The sequence below is a fragment of the Streptomyces sp. F001 genome, assembly GCF_004187715.1.
Taxonomy (GTDB): domain Bacteria; phylum Actinomycetota; class Actinomycetes; order Streptomycetales; family Streptomycetaceae; genus Streptomyces; species Streptomyces flavusporus.
Map to the genome: position 1 here is coordinate 36,091 of NZ_QZWF01000002.1, position 14,974 is coordinate 51,064.

Annotated in this window: 13 protein-coding genes; 8 read left to right on the top strand and 5 right to left on the bottom strand. The window is 71.7% G+C overall.

Annotated features, from left to right (window positions below; translation table 11 throughout):
• Window positions 1-22: 22 nt before the first annotated feature.
• Both StrepF001_RS07760 and StrepF001_RS07765 read right to left on the bottom strand, forming a co-directional pair.
• Window positions 23-844 carry an MOSC N-terminal beta barrel domain-containing protein gene (locus tag StrepF001_RS07760; RefSeq protein ID WP_129797575.1) on the bottom strand — a complete coding sequence of 274 codons (822 nt, stop codon included), beginning with the start codon at window positions 842-844 and terminating at the stop codon, window positions 23-25.
• A 42-nt stretch (window positions 845-886) separates the two neighbouring features.
• A complete protein-coding gene (locus StrepF001_RS07765; RefSeq protein WP_129797576.1) occupies window positions 887-1,321 on the bottom strand; it encodes a DUF6643 family protein in 435 nt (144 codons plus the stop codon).
• A 301-nt stretch (window positions 1,322-1,622) separates the two neighbouring features.
• On the opposite strand from StrepF001_RS07765, the gene StrepF001_RS07770 reads away from it, so the two are divergent.
• On the top strand, window positions 1,623-2,867 hold the full coding sequence (locus tag StrepF001_RS07770; protein WP_129797577.1) for a TerD family protein: 1,245 nt from the start codon (window positions 1,623-1,625) through the stop codon (window positions 2,865-2,867).
• A 19-nt stretch (window positions 2,868-2,886) separates the two neighbouring features.
• Here the strand turns inward: StrepF001_RS07770 and StrepF001_RS07775 are convergent, their stop codons facing one another.
• Window positions 2,887-4,062, bottom strand: a complete 1,176-nt coding sequence (locus StrepF001_RS07775; RefSeq protein WP_240797326.1) for a glycosyltransferase — start codon at window positions 4,060-4,062, stop codon at window positions 2,887-2,889.
• Between the two features lie 57 nt (window positions 4,063-4,119).
• On the opposite strand from StrepF001_RS07775, the gene StrepF001_RS07780 reads away from it, so the two are divergent.
• Window positions 4,120-4,905, top strand: coding sequence for an aspartate/glutamate racemase family protein (locus tag StrepF001_RS07780; RefSeq protein WP_129797579.1), 786 nt, complete (start codon window positions 4,120-4,122; stop codon window positions 4,903-4,905).
• 105 nt (window positions 4,906-5,010) lie between these two features.
• On the top strand, window positions 5,011-5,547 hold the full coding sequence (locus tag StrepF001_RS07785) for a hypothetical protein (RefSeq protein ID WP_129797580.1): 537 nt from the start codon (window positions 5,011-5,013) through the stop codon (window positions 5,545-5,547).
• A 1-nt stretch (window position 5,548) separates the two neighbouring features.
• Here the strand turns inward: StrepF001_RS07785 and StrepF001_RS07790 are convergent, their stop codons facing one another.
• A complete protein-coding gene (locus tag StrepF001_RS07790; RefSeq protein WP_129797581.1) occupies window positions 5,549-6,607 on the bottom strand; it encodes an O-antigen ligase family protein in 1,059 nt (352 codons plus the stop codon).
• A gap of 230 nt (window positions 6,608-6,837) precedes the next feature.
• On the opposite strand from StrepF001_RS07790, the gene lnt reads away from it, so the two are divergent.
• The 4 genes from lnt (at window position 6,838) to StrepF001_RS07810 (ending at window position 11,945) form a co-directional block, all read left to right on the top strand.
• Window positions 6,838-8,451, top strand: a complete 1,614-nt coding sequence (gene lnt, locus StrepF001_RS07795; protein ID WP_129797582.1) for an apolipoprotein N-acyltransferase — start codon at window positions 6,838-6,840, stop codon at window positions 8,449-8,451.
• A 67-nt stretch (window positions 8,452-8,518) separates the two neighbouring features.
• Window positions 8,519-8,998 (top strand): NUDIX domain-containing protein, encoded by a 480-nt coding sequence (locus StrepF001_RS07800; RefSeq protein WP_129797583.1) that lies wholly within the window; start codon window positions 8,519-8,521, stop codon window positions 8,996-8,998.
• Between the two features lie 54 nt (window positions 8,999-9,052).
• Window positions 9,053-9,853 carry a 3-hydroxybutyrate dehydrogenase gene (locus StrepF001_RS07805; RefSeq protein WP_129797584.1) on the top strand — a complete coding sequence of 267 codons (801 nt, stop codon included), beginning with the start codon at window positions 9,053-9,055 and terminating at the stop codon, window positions 9,851-9,853.
• Window positions 9,854-9,956: 103 nt separating this feature from the next.
• Complete coding sequence (locus tag StrepF001_RS07810) at window positions 9,957-11,945, top strand: GAF domain-containing protein (RefSeq protein ID WP_206306790.1); 1,989 nt, start codon at window positions 9,957-9,959, stop codon at window positions 11,943-11,945.
• 42 nt (window positions 11,946-11,987) lie between these two features.
• Here the strand turns inward: StrepF001_RS07810 and StrepF001_RS07815 are convergent, their stop codons facing one another.
• Window positions 11,988-13,373 (bottom strand): MFS transporter, encoded by a 1,386-nt coding sequence (locus StrepF001_RS07815; RefSeq protein WP_129797585.1) that lies wholly within the window; start codon window positions 13,371-13,373, stop codon window positions 11,988-11,990.
• 1,269 nt (window positions 13,374-14,642) lie between these two features.
• On the opposite strand from StrepF001_RS07815, the gene StrepF001_RS49425 reads away from it, so the two are divergent.
• A complete protein-coding gene (locus StrepF001_RS49425) occupies window positions 14,643-14,885 on the top strand; it encodes a hypothetical protein (protein WP_276322803.1) in 243 nt (80 codons plus the stop codon).
• Window positions 14,886-14,974: the final 89 nt, after the last annotated feature.

Here is a 14,974-nt window from a genome sequence, read left to right on the forward strand (position 1 = left end):
AGCGGGTCCCGGCGCATGTCACTCATTCGATGATGCGGACCGGGTCCCCGACCCTGATCGTGCCCACGGACTGGGGTACGAGGTTCTGTCCGAAGACCAGCTTGCCGCCGATGCGGCGGTGCCGTCCGAGGGTGTGCAGGGGCTCCCGGCCGCGCTCGGCGGTGGACTGGTCGGTCGTGGTGACGACGCACCGCCCGCACATCTTGGCGACGCGGAAGGTCACCTCGCCGATGGCGATGTGCCGCCAGGCGTCCTCCGCCCAGGGCGCGGCGCCCTCGACGACCACGTTCGGCCGGAACCGGTTCATCGGCAGTGGGCCCTCGTCGGCGAGTCCGTTCTGCGCGATCAGCGAGTTGAGGGCGTCGAGGGAGGCTGCAGAGGTGAGGAGCAGCGGGTAGCCGTCGGCGAACGTGACCGTCTCGCCGGGCAGCGCGTGGTCCGGATCGACGGGCCGGCGTACGGCGGGGTCGTCCATGTGGACGAGGCGGACGTCGGCACCGACGAACTCACTGCACCAGGCGTGCGCCGCGGCGTCGGCGAGGACGCCCTCCACCTTGTCGCGGAAGACCTGCAGCGTGAGCGTGCCGACCGGCTCGGGGACGGCCACGGTCAGCGGGTCCAGTCCGGGTGCGGACAGCCGGATGCCGCCGGGCACGAGCTCGGCGGCGGCCAGCGCGAGGCGCGGTTGCTGGCGTTGCGTGACGACCTTTCCCCCGTCGTCGATCAGCACCCAGCGTCGGTCTCCGGCCAGCCCCCAGGGCTCCACGACGGCCTGCCGGGGCGCAAGACCCCGGAACGCCTTGACCGGATGGACATGAATCGACTGCAGCACCACGTTCCCCATGGGGCCATCGTGCCAGGCGACACCGACAGCCCGGGGATGGGCTCAGTAGCCGCGGTACTGCTGGTTGTTGTACGGGTCCTGGTACTGAGCCGGGGCGGGCCGGGGGGCCGCGGGGCGCATCGCCTCGTAACCCGTGCCGCCGGGCGCCGCGGGGCGCGGCTGCTGGTGCTGCGGGCCGGGGTACCCGCGCGGCGCAGCGGCCTGTTGCGGGATGTACGCCGTGGGCGCCTGCTGCAGCGGCGTGGGCTGCGGCGCCTGCGGGTAGCCATAGGCGGGCTGGGACGGGGCCGCCGGCAGGGCGGGCAGCGCCGACGGCAGGGCGGGCAGGTGGCTGCCCGGCGTGTCGTACGCGGCGGGGACCCGGATCGGAGCGATCTGCGGGGTGCCCCGCTCGGCCACGAGCGAGTCGTAGATCGGAGTGTCCGGGAAGGAGGCGGAGTAGTAGCCGCCGCCATAGGTGGAGCGGGGGGAGGTCATGGCACATAAGTTAAGCCCACGATGTGCTGGTTGGGGAGACCGATAAGAGGGTTGTTTTCCGTGTCCGCGGTGACGTGGGATCCCCAATGCGAGCGAACTTGGGAAAAAGGGGCACCGAGCAGCGCTCGGATCGTGTAAAGGCTCAGTTCCCAGGGGGTTACCGGCGGTTGACCACTTGTCTTTCCGTGCGCGCGCATGGGCGTTCGTCGGCGGTGGCAATAGGTTGTGGCGCACAGAGAAAAGCGATGGCTGCCGGGGTGCAACCTTGGCGCGGTGACACGTGATGGGGGCGGACATGTCAATGCCGAAGGGATCGAATGTTCCGGTGCCGACGACGGCACTGCGGGTGGAACTCGGGTGGCGTTCCGGACCGGGCGTGCCCGACACCGACGCCTCGGCCCTGCTGCTGGCCGGTGGCAAGGTGCGCTCCGACGCGGACTTCGTGTTCTACAACCAGCCGCAGCACACCTCCGGAGCGCTCCGGCACGAGGGCAAGCGGGAGGCCGGCGGAGGGGTGACCGACACCCTCCTCGTCGACCTCGCGCGCATGGAGCCCGCGATCGAGACCGTGGTGGTCGCCGCCTCCGCGGACGGCGGCGCGTTCGGCCAGGTGCCCAGCCTGTACATCGAGGTCAAGGACGCCGCTCGGGGCACAGTGGTGGCGCGGTTCGACAGCGAGGGAGCCACGGTCGAGACGGCCTTCGTGCTCGGCGAGTTCTACCGCCGCCAGGGCGCCTGGAAGTTCCGTGCGGTGGGACAGGGCTACAGCAGCGGCCTGGAGGGCCTGGCCACGGACTTCGGGATCACGGTGGACGAGCCGCAGCACACGGCACCCACCGCGCCTCCGGTCACTGCACCCACGCCTGCGCCGTCCGCGCCGCCCGTCACCGCGCCGGCCGCGCCGCCGGTCCAGCTCACCAAGGTCACGCTCACCAAGGCAGCCCCGTCCGTGTCGCTGACCAAGCAGGGCGGAACGTCGGGTGCCCTGCGCGTGAACCTCAACTGGCAGGTGCGCAAACAGTTCTCGGGGTGGGGCAGCAAGCGCGGGCGGGCGGTCGCGATGCACTCCGACCTGGACCTCGACCTGTGTGCCCTGTACGAACTCACCGACGGCAGCAAGGGCGTCGTCCAGGCCCTCGGCAACGCCTTCGGCGCGCTGCACCAGCCGCCGTACATCCACCTCGACGGCGACGACCGCACCGGAGCCGTGGCGAGCGGTGAGAACCTCACCGTCAACCTCGACCACAAGCACAAGTTCCGGCGCATCCTCGTCTTCGTCACCATCTACGAAGGCGCCCGCTCCTTCGCCGACCTGCATGCCACGGTCACCCTGCAGCCGCAGCACGGCGCCCCGATCGACTTCTCCCTGGACGAGTGCACCGTCCCGTCCCCGGTGTGCGCCCTCGCGCTCATCACCAACACCGGCCAGGACCTGGTCGTCCAGCGCGAGGCCCGCTATCTGGTGCCGGAGCGCGGCGTCAGCCCGCAGCGGACCGTCGACTACGCCTACGGATGGGGCATGAACTGGACCCCGGGCCGGAAGTGAGCCCGCGGGACACCGGCGCTCATCCCTCGTCGGGGACGGCGCCGGGACGGGCGTAGGTGCGGCCCTTCCAGGCCGCACCGCGCCCCCTGTAGTGCTGCACCGCGGAGTCGACCGTCATGAGGAGGTACACGAACGCGGTGAACGGCAACAGGGGAGCGAGCCACAGCGGCTGGCGGTAATAGCGGAGCATCGGGACGTACGTGCCCGTCATCACCAGCCAGGCCGAGCCGCCCAGCACCGCCGCGGCCGCACCCCCGCCGGCCGCACCGACGACCAGCGCAGCGGGCGGCACCAGATACATCACCGCCAGTCCCGCCACGGTCCCGGCCAGCAGCAGCGGACTGTGCCTCAGCTGGGCGTAGGCACTGCGCGCGACCATCCGCCACAGATCGTGCAGGCGCGGATAGGGGCGCACGCTGTCCACCCGTTCGGCGAGCCCCAGCCACAGGTGGCCGCCGATGCCCCGGACGGCCCGCGCAAGCGCCACGTCGTCGATGACGGCGTGCCGGATGGCGTCCGGAATGCGCGCCCGCTCGGCGGCCTCGGTGCGCAGCAACACGCAGCCGCCGGCCGCTGCGGAGGTCCGTGCACCCTTCCTGCCGATCCGGCGGAAGGGGTACAGCTGCGCGAAGAAGTAGACGAAGGCCGGCACCACGAGCCGTTCCCACCGGCTCTCCACCCGCAGCCGGGCCATCTGCGAGACGACGTCGAAGCCTCCGGTGCGGGCCGCCGCGACCAGTGCCCGCAGACTGTCCGGCGCGTGGGCGATGTCGGCGTCCGTCAGCAGCAGGTACTCGGGGCCACGCGCGCGTGCCAGGCCGATGCCGTGCCGCACCGCCCACAGCTTGCCGGTCCAGCCCGCGGGCGGCTCACCCGGCGAGCCCACGGTCAGCGGCAGCCCGCCGTGCCGTTGTGCCAGTGCGCGGGCCAGCTCACCGGTGCCGTCCGTGCTGCCGTCGTCCACCAGGACGACCTCCGCCCGCCCCGGATAGTCCTGCGCGAGCAGCGACGGCAGACTGGCGGGCAGCACCTCCGCCTCGTCGCGCGCCGGTACGACGACACAGACGTCCGGCCACACGGCGGGTTCGGTCCGGGGCGGCAGCCGGACATCCGTACGCCAGAAGAAGCCCTGACCGAGCAGCAGCCACAGCCAGGCGACGAGTGATCCGGCAGCAGTCCACGCGATGGCGCTCACCCGCGCAGTCTGCCCCACCCGACCGGCCCGGAGGGGCCCATCGTCTATCGTGGCCGGGTGAAGATCGCGCTCATGGACTCCGGAATCGGCCTGCTGGCGGCCACCGTCGCGGTACGGCGCCTGCGCCCCGACGCCGATCTCGTGCTCTCCCTGGACCCCGAGGGCATGCCCTGGGGACCGCGCACCCCGGAGGATCTCACCGCGCGCGCCCTGGCCGTCGCCGAGGCGGCCGCCGCGCACCGGCCCGACGCCCTCATCGTCGGCTGCAACACCGCCACCGTGCACGCCCTGACCGCCCTGCGCGCCCGCCTCGAACCGGCGCTGCCGGTCATCGGGACGGTCCCGGCGATCAAGCCGGCCGCGGCCGGCGGAGGCCCGGTCGCGATCTGGGCCACGCCCGCCACCACCGGCAGCCCCTACCAGCGCGGACTCATCCGGGACTTCGCCGACGGGGTGGAGGTCGCCGAAGTGCCGTGCTGGGGACTCGCGGAAGCGGTCGAGCGCGCGGACGAGGCCGCCATCGACGCCGCCGTCGCCGCGGCCGCCGAGCTGACCCCGGCCGAGGTCACCACCGTCGTCCTGGGCTGCACCCACTACGAGCTGGTCGCCGAGCGCATCCGTGCCGCCGTGCAGCGCCCCGGCGCCCCGGCCCTCGTTCTGCACGGTTCCGCGGGGGCCGTGGCCGCTCAGGCACTGCGCCGGATCGGGTCGCGCCCGGAGCCCGCGGCCGAGTCCGGCGGCACTGTGACGGTGCTGCTGAGCGGTCGTGAGGGCCCGCTGCCCGCATCCGCCCTGGCCTACGCGGAAGGCCGGCTCCTGTCGGCGGTCAGCCCCGTCCGGTGACCCACGGTCACTGACCGGAATCCCTCGGTCCGCCGGGCCGCCCGCCGGCCAGTCACTCTGCGCAACACCCTCCCCGCGCAGCGAAACCTGAGTAACCTCGTAGGTATGAGGGACCACGAGCACGGCTCGCACCCCGACGTCTGGACCTGCCGGGCCACCAACCGGGTCCAGTGGCTGCTGGCGCTGGGCGGCGCCGCCTGCCTGGCACTGGGTATCGAGCTCGCCGTCGACTCCACGTGGACCGACGGCATCGCCCCGCTCGTCATGGCGGTCGTCGGCTGCATCGCGGCCGGACTGCTGGTGCTGTTCGGCACTCTCGCGTTCGTGCACGTCGCGCTGAAGGTCGACAAGGAGTCCCTCGAAGTGCGGTGCGGCCACATCGGTGTGCCACGCCGCCGCATCCCCCTGTCACAGGTCGTCGGCGCCGAGTTCGCCCCGTACGTCACCCCCCGCCAGTGGGGCGGCTGGGGCTATCGCTGGCGCCCCGAGAAGGGTACGGCGGTCGTCGTACGGTGCGGGGAGGGCGTGGTGCTGCGGCTCTGGGACGGCCATACATTCACGATCACCGTGGACAACGCGGAGGCGGCCGTACGGGTCATCAAGTCGCGCCTGCGGGCCGGCACACCCGGCCCGGCCCACTGAGTCACGGCGCCGGACGGTCCCCCCGCGCGACGCTCTCCCGGCGTGGCGACTCCTCGGCCAGCGGGCGTGCTGTGGCCAGGCCCGCGAGCAGTCCCGCCCCGGCCGACACCGCGGTGAAGCTCAGCGCGTTGCCGACCGCGGCGACGGCCGCGAGTGCCGTCAGCGCCGCGCCGGCGGTGAGGGCGACCGGCGTGGGCCGCGCGGTGCGCCACAGGGTGTACAGCACCCAGCAGAACGCCGCGGCCAGCAGAACCACCCCGACGACTCCCTGTTCGGCGGCCTGCTGAAGGGGCGCGGAATGCGGTTTGCCGTCGGACAGCGGCGACCCGATGACGGTGGGGCTGAGTTCTCCGAAGCGTCCTGGGCCGACCCCCAGGACGTCCCCACGGGCCATGGCCAGCGCGTCCTGCCACAGCTCGACCCGGTGCCGGGTCAGCGGGCCCTCCACGGATGCGGCGAGTCCTTCGGGGAACACGTTTGCGGCGACCGCCCAGCTCCCGGCGGTCACCAGCGCCGTCGCCAGGGCCAGGCCGGCGATGCCGAGGCCGCGGTGGTTCATCCGGCCCGCCGCGAAGGAGCACAGCAGCACCGCCGAACACGCCACGACGCCGATGACCGAACCGAGCGCGGCCGCGGTCAGCGCGATCCCGGCGGCCAGCAGCCGCAGGGCCAGCCGCATCGCCGGTACGGCGGTGGACCAGGCGGCACAGCAGGCGGCGCCGGCGGACAGGGCCAGCAGCGCGGCGGTGGCGCCCGCGTTGCCGAGTGGCGCGCCGGGCTGTGGCCCCGGAGCGAGGTGCGGAACGGTGAGGGTCAGTCCGAGTCCGGCCAGTGCCCCGGTGCAGGGAGCGGCGACCGGTGCGAGCGCCCCGCAGATGCGTCCTGCGGCATAACCGGCGGCGACGGCCAGTACGGCGAGGAGCACGCCTTCCGGGCGGCCGTCGTGCACGGCTGCCGTGATCAGCGACCAGACGGCGCAGGCCCCCAGCACGACCACGCCCACCGCGTCAGATACGTTCCGTCTACCGCCGTCCGCATCCGGACCGGCCACAGACGCCATCCCCGTGGACCCCACACGTCCCCCCGAACCCGGCCGCCCCCGACCTGACGGACCCCAGCCGTCCCGTCTCACGACCCGGGGCCCGGGCACACGGTAACGGCTGATGGGCGGTTTGTGGATGACTGGTACCGAGTTGTGCAGGAACGATGCGGCAATGGCGCAGGAGGAGGCCGTCGTAGGCCGGGCCACCGCGTTCTCGGCTTCGAAGTCGGCCGCCGTACACTCCCGGAGTGACCGTCACCGCAACCTCCGTGGACGAGTCGGACGGCGTACAACCGCGGACCGCGCCCAAGGCACGCGGCGCGCGCCTGCTGCGCCGCCTCGTCCCGGCCGCCGCCGCGGCGCTCTCCGGAGTGCTGCTCTACGTCAGTTTCCCGCCGCGCACCCTGTGGTGGCTGGCCCTGCCGGCCTTCGCCGTCTTCGGCTGGGTACTGCGCGGCCGGAGCTGGAAGGCGGCGCTCGGCCTCGGCTACCTCTTCGGACTCGGCTTCCTGCTGCCGCTGCTGGTATGGACCGGCGTGGAGGTCGGCCCGGGCCCCTGGCTCGCCCTGGCCGCGATCGAGGCAGTCTTCGTCGCCCTGGTCGGCGTCGGCATCGCAGCGGTGTCGAGGCTGCCCGGTTGGCCGGTGTGGGCGGCCGCGGTGTGGATCGCCGGTGAGGCGGCACGCGCGCGTGCGCCGTTCGAGGGCTTCCCCTGGGGCAAGATCGCCTTCGGGCAGGCGGACGGTGTCTTCCTGCCGCTCGCCGCGGTCGGCGGCACACCGGTACTCGGCTTTGCGGTCGTCCTGTGCGGTTTCGGTCTGTGCGACGTCGTCCGCCTGGTGGCGGAGGGCCGGCGCACGGGCGCGGTACGACGGGGAGCCGCGACCGTCGCGCTGCTCGGCGTGGCCGTGCCGGTGGTGGGCGCGCTCGCCGCCCGGCCGCTGGTCAGCGACCAGGCCGAGGACGGCACCGCGACCGTCGCCGTGATCCAGGGCAACGTGCCCCGCGCGGGGCTCGACTTCAACTCCCAGCGGCGGGCGGTGCTCGACTATCACGCCCGCGAGACCGAACGCCTGGCCGCCGAGGTCGAGGCGGGCAAGGTGGCACGGCCCGACTTCGTGCTCTGGCCGGAGAACTCCTCCGACATCGACCCCTTCGCCAACCCCGACGCGTACGCCGTCATCGACAGCGCCGCCAAGGCGATCGGCGCGCCCATCTCGGTCGGCGGTGTCGTCGAGCGCGACGGCAAGCTCCTCAACGAGCAGATCCTGTGGGACCCGGACAAGGGGCCGCTCGACACCTACGACAAACGGCAGATCCAGCCGTTCGGGGAGTACCTCCCGCTGCGCTCGCTGCTGGACGCGATCAACAAGAACTGGACCAGCATGGTCCGCCAGGACTTCAGCCGCGGCAGCGACCCGGGCCTCTTCACGCTGGACGGCGTCAGGGTCGGCCTCGCCACCTGCTACGAGGCGGCCTTCGACTGGGCCGTGCGCGACACCGTCACCGACGGCGCGCAGTTGATCTCCGTGCCGAGCAACAACGCCACCTTCGACCGCAGTGAGATGACCTACCAGCAGCTCGCCATGTCGCGCATCCGCGCCGTCGAGCACAGCCGCACCGTCACGGTGCCGGTCACCAGCGGCGTCAGCGCGATCATCCTGCCGGACGGGACGATCACCCAGAAGAGCGGGATGTTCGTCGCGGACTCGCTGGTCCAGGAGGTACCGCTGCGCTCCTCCCAGACGTCCGCAACCCGGCTCGGCATCCTGCCGGAGATCGCCCTGGTGCTCGTCGCGGCGGGCGGCCTGGGCTGGGCCGTCGCCGCCGGTGTGCGTGGGCGGCGGACGGGTGACGGGTAGCCGTACGCCCGCCGTACGCCCCGGTAAGCGGCCCAGGAGCGGAGGATCTTCCCGTTAGGGTCGGCCCATGGCTACTCCTGACTTCATTCGCAGTCTGCGGGCTTCCGCCGGGCATCAGCTGTTGTGGCTCCCCGGTGTCACCGCCGTCGTCTTCGACGACGACGGCAGAGTGCTGCTGGGCCGCCGCTCCGACACCGGCATGTGGTCGCTGATCGGCGGCATCCCGGACCCGGGGGAGCAGCCCGCGGCCTGCGCTGTGCGGGAGGTCCACGAGGAGACTGCCGTGCACTGCGTGCCCGAGCGGGTGGTGCTGGTGCAGGCGCTGAAGCCCGTCACCTACACCAACGGCGACACGTGCCAGTACATGGACATCACGTTCCGCTGCCGTGCCGTCGGCGGCGAAGCGCGGGTCAACGACGACGAGTCGCTGGACGTCGGCTGGTTCGACATCGACGCCCTGCCGCAGCTCAACGAGTTCGGGCAGTTGCGGATCAAGCAGGCCCTGTCGGACCAACCCACATGGTTCGACTCCACGAGTTTCGAATGAAGTATGGGCTTTGACCACATGGGGCGGGGTGCGCGAACTGCCTAGGGTCGAGCCATGAGCCTGCCCAACAGCCTCCCCGGCCCCCACGCCCCCTCGCTCGATCTCGGCGGCCGCACGGCCCTGGTCACCGGAGCCGCCGGTGGCATCGGCCGCGCCTGTGTGCTGCGGCTCGCGGCCGCCGGGGCCAAGGTCAGAGCGGTCGACCGGGACGACACGGGGCTGGAGTCGCTCGCCGGGCAGGCGGCGGGCCTGCCGGGCAGCGTCGAACCGCACGTCCTCGACCTCACCGACCTGGACGCCGCCGAACAGGCGGCCGCGGGCACCGACGTCCTCGTCAACAACGCCGGGCTGCAACTGGTCCGGCCCATCGAGGAGTTCCCGCCCGACGTGTTCCACACCGTGCTCACCGTGATGCTCGAGGCGCCGTTCCGGCTCATCCGCGGCGCCCTGCCCCATATGTACGGGCAGGGCTGGGGCCGCATCGTGAACATCTCCTCCGTCCACGGACTGCGTGCCTCGGCCTACAAGGCGGCCTACGTGGCCGCCAAGCACGGCCTGGAGGGGCTGTCCAAGACCGCCGCCCTGGAAGGCGCACCTCACGGCGTCACCTCCAACTGTGTGAACCCCGCCTATGTGCGCACCCCCCTGGTCGAGAAACAACTCGCGGACCAGGGCCGGGCGCACGGCCTGCCCGAGGACCGGGTCCTGTCCGAGGTGCTGCTGCAGGACAGCGCACTCAAACGGCTCATCGAACCGGAGGAGGTCGCCGAGGCGGTCGCCTACCTGTGCAGCCCGCAGGCGTCCTTCATGACCGGGACCTCGCTCGTCCTCGACGGCGGCTGGACCGCGCACTGACTCGACGGCGGCTGGACCGCGCACTGAGCGATCCGGCGCCCCGCGCGCCCGGAGTTTTCCACAGGGCTGACGGGGCGCCCGGGCAATGAGGAATCCTGTGAGCATGTCCCGCGATCACGTGCACTCCGCCGAGCGTGCCGACGCCGACCCGCCACCGAACAGTTCCGCGGCCTCGGCGAGTGGCGCCACCACAGTGCCCGAGAGCAGCGCCGAGGCGCCGTTCCTGGAGCTGCTGGCCCGCGGTGCGTCCGCCGACGCCTTCGAGGAGCCGCTGCTGCACGCCCGCACCGAGGGCCGGCCGGCCGACCGGCTCGCGGCGCTCGAACACGCCAAGTTGCTCGCGCTGCGCGTCCGGTCGGAGCTGGAGGGGCGCCGCCGCCGGGAGGCCGAGCTGTCGGCGCTCTTCGAGACCGCCCACGACCTGGCCGGACTGCGCGATCTGGACGCCGTGCTCCAGGCGATCGTGCAGCGTGCCCGGTCGCTGCTCGGCACCGACGTCGCCTACCTCAGCCTGAACGACCCCGCCCGGGGCGACACCTACATGCGGGTGACCGAGGGCTCGGTCGCGGCCCGCTTCCAGCAGCTGCGGCTCGGGATGGGCGAAGGGCTCGGCGGCCTCGTCGCCCAGACGGCCCGCCCGTATGTCACCGACGACTACTTCAAGGACGACCGCTTCCAGCACACCGCCACCATCGACGCGGGCGTGCGGGACGAGGGCCTGGTGGCCATTCTCGGGGTGCCCCTGATGCTCGGGCACCATGTGATCGGGGTGCTCTTCGCGGCGGACCGGCGCGCGCGGGTCTTCGAGCGGGCGCAGATCGCGCTGCTCGGCTCCTTCGCGGCGCTGGCCGCGGCCGCCATCGACACCGCCAACCTGCTCACCGAGACCCGCTCGGCCCTCGCCGGCCTGGAGCACGCCAACGAGATCATCCGGGACCGCAGCGCCGTCATCGAACGCGCCTCCGACGTGCACGACCGCCTCGCCGAGCTGGTGCTGCGCGGAGGCGGAGTCCACGACGTGGCCGCCGCCGTCTCCGAGGTACTCGGCGGGACGGTCGAGTTCACCGACGCCACCGCCGCACCGGCGCAGGCCCTGGAGGCCTTCCGTACGGAAGGACATGCGGTACGGCACGAGGACGACTGGATCGCCGCGGTCGCCGCGGGCGGTGAACTGCTCGGCGCGCTCGTGCTGCGCGGACAGCCCGGGATCGACCCCGTCGACCTGCGCACCCTGGAGCGGGCCGCGATGGTGACCTCGCTGCTGCTGCTCGCCCGACGGTCCGCCGCCGAGGCCGAACAGCGTGTCCGCGGCGAACTCCTCGACGACCTGCTCGACGCCCGCGACCGTGACCCGCGCCTGCTGCGGGAACGCGCCGCGCGGCTGCATGCCGACCTCGACGCCACCCATGTCGTGCTCGCGGCACGCATCGACGGCCCGGCGGCCGACGCCGACCAGGAGGCGGACGCCCGTCGACGCCTGTGGTCCGCCGCGTCCCATCTCGCCGCCACCCGGCACGGACTGGCCGCCGCACGCGACGGCGGCACCGTCCTGCTGCTGCCCCTCGACCCCGGCGACACGGCCACCGACCTGGCCCGCCGCACCGCCCGGCACCTGGGCACCGCCGTCCACGAGGCGGTCACGGTCGGCGCGTCCGCACCGATCGAGGACCTCGCCGCCCGCAGGGACTCCGTCCCCGCCGCCTATGAGGAGGGCCGCCGCTGCCTCGAAGCCCTGCACCTCCTCGGCCGCGCCGGAGACGGTGCCGCCGCCGAGGACTTCGGCTTCCTGGGACTGCTGCTGGCCGGTGACCGGGACATCGCGGGCTTCGTGACCCGCACCATCGGCCAGGTCGTCGCCTACGACGAACGCCGCGGCACCGAGCTGGTGCGCACCCTCGACGCGTACTTCGCCTGCGGGATGAGCCCCGCCCGCACCAAGGACGAACTGCACGTCCACGTCAACACCGTCGCCCAGCGCCTGGAGCGGGTCGGCCACCTGCTGGGGGACGACTGGCAGAGCCCCGCCCGTGCCCTGGAGATCCAGCTCGCCCTGCGCCTGCACTGTCTGGCGGTCGCCCCGACAAGCCACTGACCCCCGTACGCACGGGCGTACGGGGGTCAGTGGCCGACTGGATCAGACCCGGTGTGCGTCCGGTGTCCGGTCGGCCGTGGACTCCGTCCCGCCAACGGATTCGACGTCGGCCAGGTCCCGGTTGCGGGTCTCCTTCGCCGCCGCCACGGCGACGACGGTCAGGAGCGCCGCGGCGATCACGTACAGGGAGATGGGCGTCGAGCTGTCGTAGCTGGACAGCAGCGCGGTGGCGATCAGCGGGGCGGGCGCACCGGCCGCGACCGAGGCGAACTGGGCGCCGATGGAGGCACCGGAGTAGCGCATCCGGGTCGCGAACATCTCGGAGAAGAACGCGGCCTGCGGCGCGTACATCGCACCGTGCATCACCAGACCCACGGTGACGGCGAGGATCAGGTTGCCGAAGCCGCCGGTGTCGATGAGCGAGAAGAACGGGAACATCCACAGGCCGACGCCGACCGCACCCAGCAGATAGACAGGACGGCGGCCGATCCGGTCCGACAGCGCGCCCCACAGCGGGATGACCGCGAAGTGCACGGCGGACGCGATGAGCACCGCGTTGAGCGCCGTCTGCTTGGAGACCCCGGCGGAGGTGGTGGCGTAGACGAGGATGAACGCGGTGATGACGTAGTAGCTGATGTTCTCGGCCATCCGTGCACCCATCGCCACCAGGACGTCACGCCAGTGGTGGCGCAGCACCGCGACCAGCGGGAGCTTCTCGGCGGCAGCGGTGCTGTCCGCCTTGCGCGCCTCGGCCTGCGCCAGAGCCTGCTTGAACACGGGCGACTCGTCGACGGACAGCCGGATCCACAGGCCGACGATCACCAGCACACCGGAGAGCAGGAACGGAATCCGCCAGCCCCAGCTGACGAAGGCGCTGTCGGAGAGCAGAGCGGTCAGCAGGGACAGCACACCGGTCGCCAGGAGCTGTCCGGCCGGCGCGCCGGTCTGTGGCCACGAGGCCCAGAAGCCGCGCCGTCGCGCATCCCCGTGCTCCGACACGAGCAGCACGGCGCCGCCCCACTCACCGCCGAGCGCGAAGCCCTGCACGAGACGCAGCACGGTGAGCAGCACCGGCGCCGCCGTGCCGATCGTCGCGTGGGTGGGCAGCAGCCCGATCGCGAAGGTCGCCCCGCCCATCAGCAGCAGGCTCAGCACCAGCAGCTTCTTGCGCCCGAGCCGGTCGCCGTAGTGCCCGAAGACCAGGGCACCCAGCGGCCTGGCGGCGAAGCCGACCGCGTATGTCAGGAACGAGAGCAGTGTGCCGACGAGCGGGTCGGAGTCGGGGAAGAACAGCTGGTTGAAAACGAGCGCGGCGGCAGATCCGTACAGGAAGAAGTCGTACCACTCGATGGTGGTGCCGATGAGGCTGGCGGCGACGATGCGCTTGAGGTTGCCGGGCGTTGGGGGAGCGGATGCTGCGGAGGCCATGTGCGCCACTTCCTCGTGTGCGGTGGGGACGGGTACGTGTTCGCACACCGTAGAAACGTGCAGGTCAGGGGCACATGTGGTGGGACACCATAGTTCGGGGCGTGGCTATGCGTCGGGCCGCCATGTCCGCTCGTGCAGCGGCAGCTGAGAGGCTTGGAGAGGAGCGAAATGAGCGCTGTCGGGGAAGTGTAGTTGGGGGTGATTTGACGGTGGCGTGCCGGCTCCCGTGCTGGTTCGGTGCTGACTAAAGTCCCACGTCATCACCCGCGTTCGTCTCTCCCGTGCTGACTTGGTGCTGACTACGCTCTGTAGAACTCGGGCATGACGGGCGGATCGGTCCCGAGTTGCGCTGCAACAGCGACTCGATCCAAAGGCCAAGCGGTCTGTCCTGCTCGTGGCTTCTTCGGGGGACGGGGCGTCGGGAGTGAGCGCGGTGCGCGGTCGGCCCAGCAGGTTCTTGGTCTGCTGGTGGTACACAGACGTAGACCCTTCTGACCTGCGTAGTCTGGCGCGATCACTTCTTGTGTGGTGACTTGGTCCATTGCTGGTCCGGATCTTGGCCCCAGAGGCCACAGGGCCAGGGTGCTGCGGCGCGTTCGGCGAGACGGTCGGATAGTGCATCGGGGTAGCAAGGCGACCGAGTGTCATCCGAGGCCGCCCATGGTCTTGGGGAGCTGGACTGCCTCGTCGACCTGTTTCCGATGACGCACCACGTGGAGTGCGTCGCGATCCTCGAACCGGCTGCAAAGAGCTCCTGAGCTGCGGTTTTGTGCGTGCGCATTATGTGCGGTGTGGGCGTTACGGGCGATATCTTGACGCTGAAATGACGCCCGTGACGCTCATTTGACGCCCGTTCTGATGGCGTGTCAGGCGCCCTGTTAGGCAGGTCAGGTCCTGTCGAGGCGGCGAGTTTCGATGGGGCGCCCAGGGCAGGCGGTGAGCGCAGAGCCGCTGGTTCCGGCTGATCAGATGTCCCGGAAGAGACCAGCCGACGCCGTGGCCTGCCGCGTCCGGCCGTCGCAGGTCGTTGATCTGTACGAATGCCCTTTCAGCCGTTTCGCGCTCTTACCGGCTGATGTAGCCGGAAGTGCCAGGAAAGTCCCAGAGAACTCTCACTGGCAGGAGCCTCTCTTTCGGCTCTATGCAGGGCGTGCGGGTGCGGTGTGGGCCGGTGACCGTGGATCGACGGTCTGGCCCGAACGAATCCGCCGATCCGGTTGAGGACGAAGAGCGAACCACCCCCGCGTTGGCCGGGAGCACCTCGGGGTTTTGGGACGTGCTGTCCGTGCCTCCGAACCGTTACCGTGCTGGGGGGAGCACCATCATGCCTCAGATTCGGGTAGCTGGCCCGGTGAACCACCCCCGGTCCGCGCCGGCGACCGCGTCAACCCGATGACCGAGAACTGGGACCGCATCGGCCAGCTGATCACCACGGGCGCGGACATGGCCGAGGCGGTACGGCGCTGCGAGGAGCTGGCGGAGCGGGTGCGGGTGGTGACGTCGGAGGGGTGAGCACTGCGGATGTCCCGGTGCACGCAGCCCCGCAACCATCTTGTTCCGGCATGCGTCCAGGTGCTTACCTGAGTGCAGCCGTACAGGAG

What these genes read in the sequence shown, in the direction of transcription:
- StrepF001_RS07805 (WP_129797584.1), top strand. Translation starts at nt 9,053, where the DNA reads ATGAGCCTGCCCAACAGCCTCCCCGGCCCCCACGCCCCCTCGCTCGAT.
- StrepF001_RS07765 (WP_129797576.1), bottom strand. Translation starts at nt 1,321, where the DNA reads ATGACCTCCCCCCGCTCCACCTATGGCGGCGGCTACTACTCCGCCTCC.
- StrepF001_RS07815 (WP_129797585.1), bottom strand. Translation starts at nt 13,373, where the DNA reads ATGGCCTCCGCAGCATCCGCTCCCCCAACGCCCGGCAACCTCAAGCGC.
- StrepF001_RS07785 (WP_129797580.1), top strand. Translation starts at nt 5,011, where the DNA reads ATGAGGGACCACGAGCACGGCTCGCACCCCGACGTCTGGACCTGCCGG.
- StrepF001_RS07760 (WP_129797575.1), bottom strand. Translation starts at nt 844, where the DNA reads ATGGGGAACGTGGTGCTGCAGTCGATTCATGTCCATCCGGTCAAGGCG.
- StrepF001_RS07770 (WP_129797577.1), top strand. Translation starts at nt 1,623, where the DNA reads ATGCCGAAGGGATCGAATGTTCCGGTGCCGACGACGGCACTGCGGGTG.
- StrepF001_RS07790 (WP_129797581.1), bottom strand. Translation starts at nt 6,607, where the DNA reads ATGGCGTCTGTGGCCGGTCCGGATGCGGACGGCGGTAGACGGAACGTA.
- StrepF001_RS07800 (WP_129797583.1), top strand. Translation starts at nt 8,519, where the DNA reads ATGGCTACTCCTGACTTCATTCGCAGTCTGCGGGCTTCCGCCGGGCAT.
- StrepF001_RS07810 (WP_206306790.1), top strand. Translation starts at nt 9,957, where the DNA reads ATGTCCCGCGATCACGTGCACTCCGCCGAGCGTGCCGACGCCGACCCG.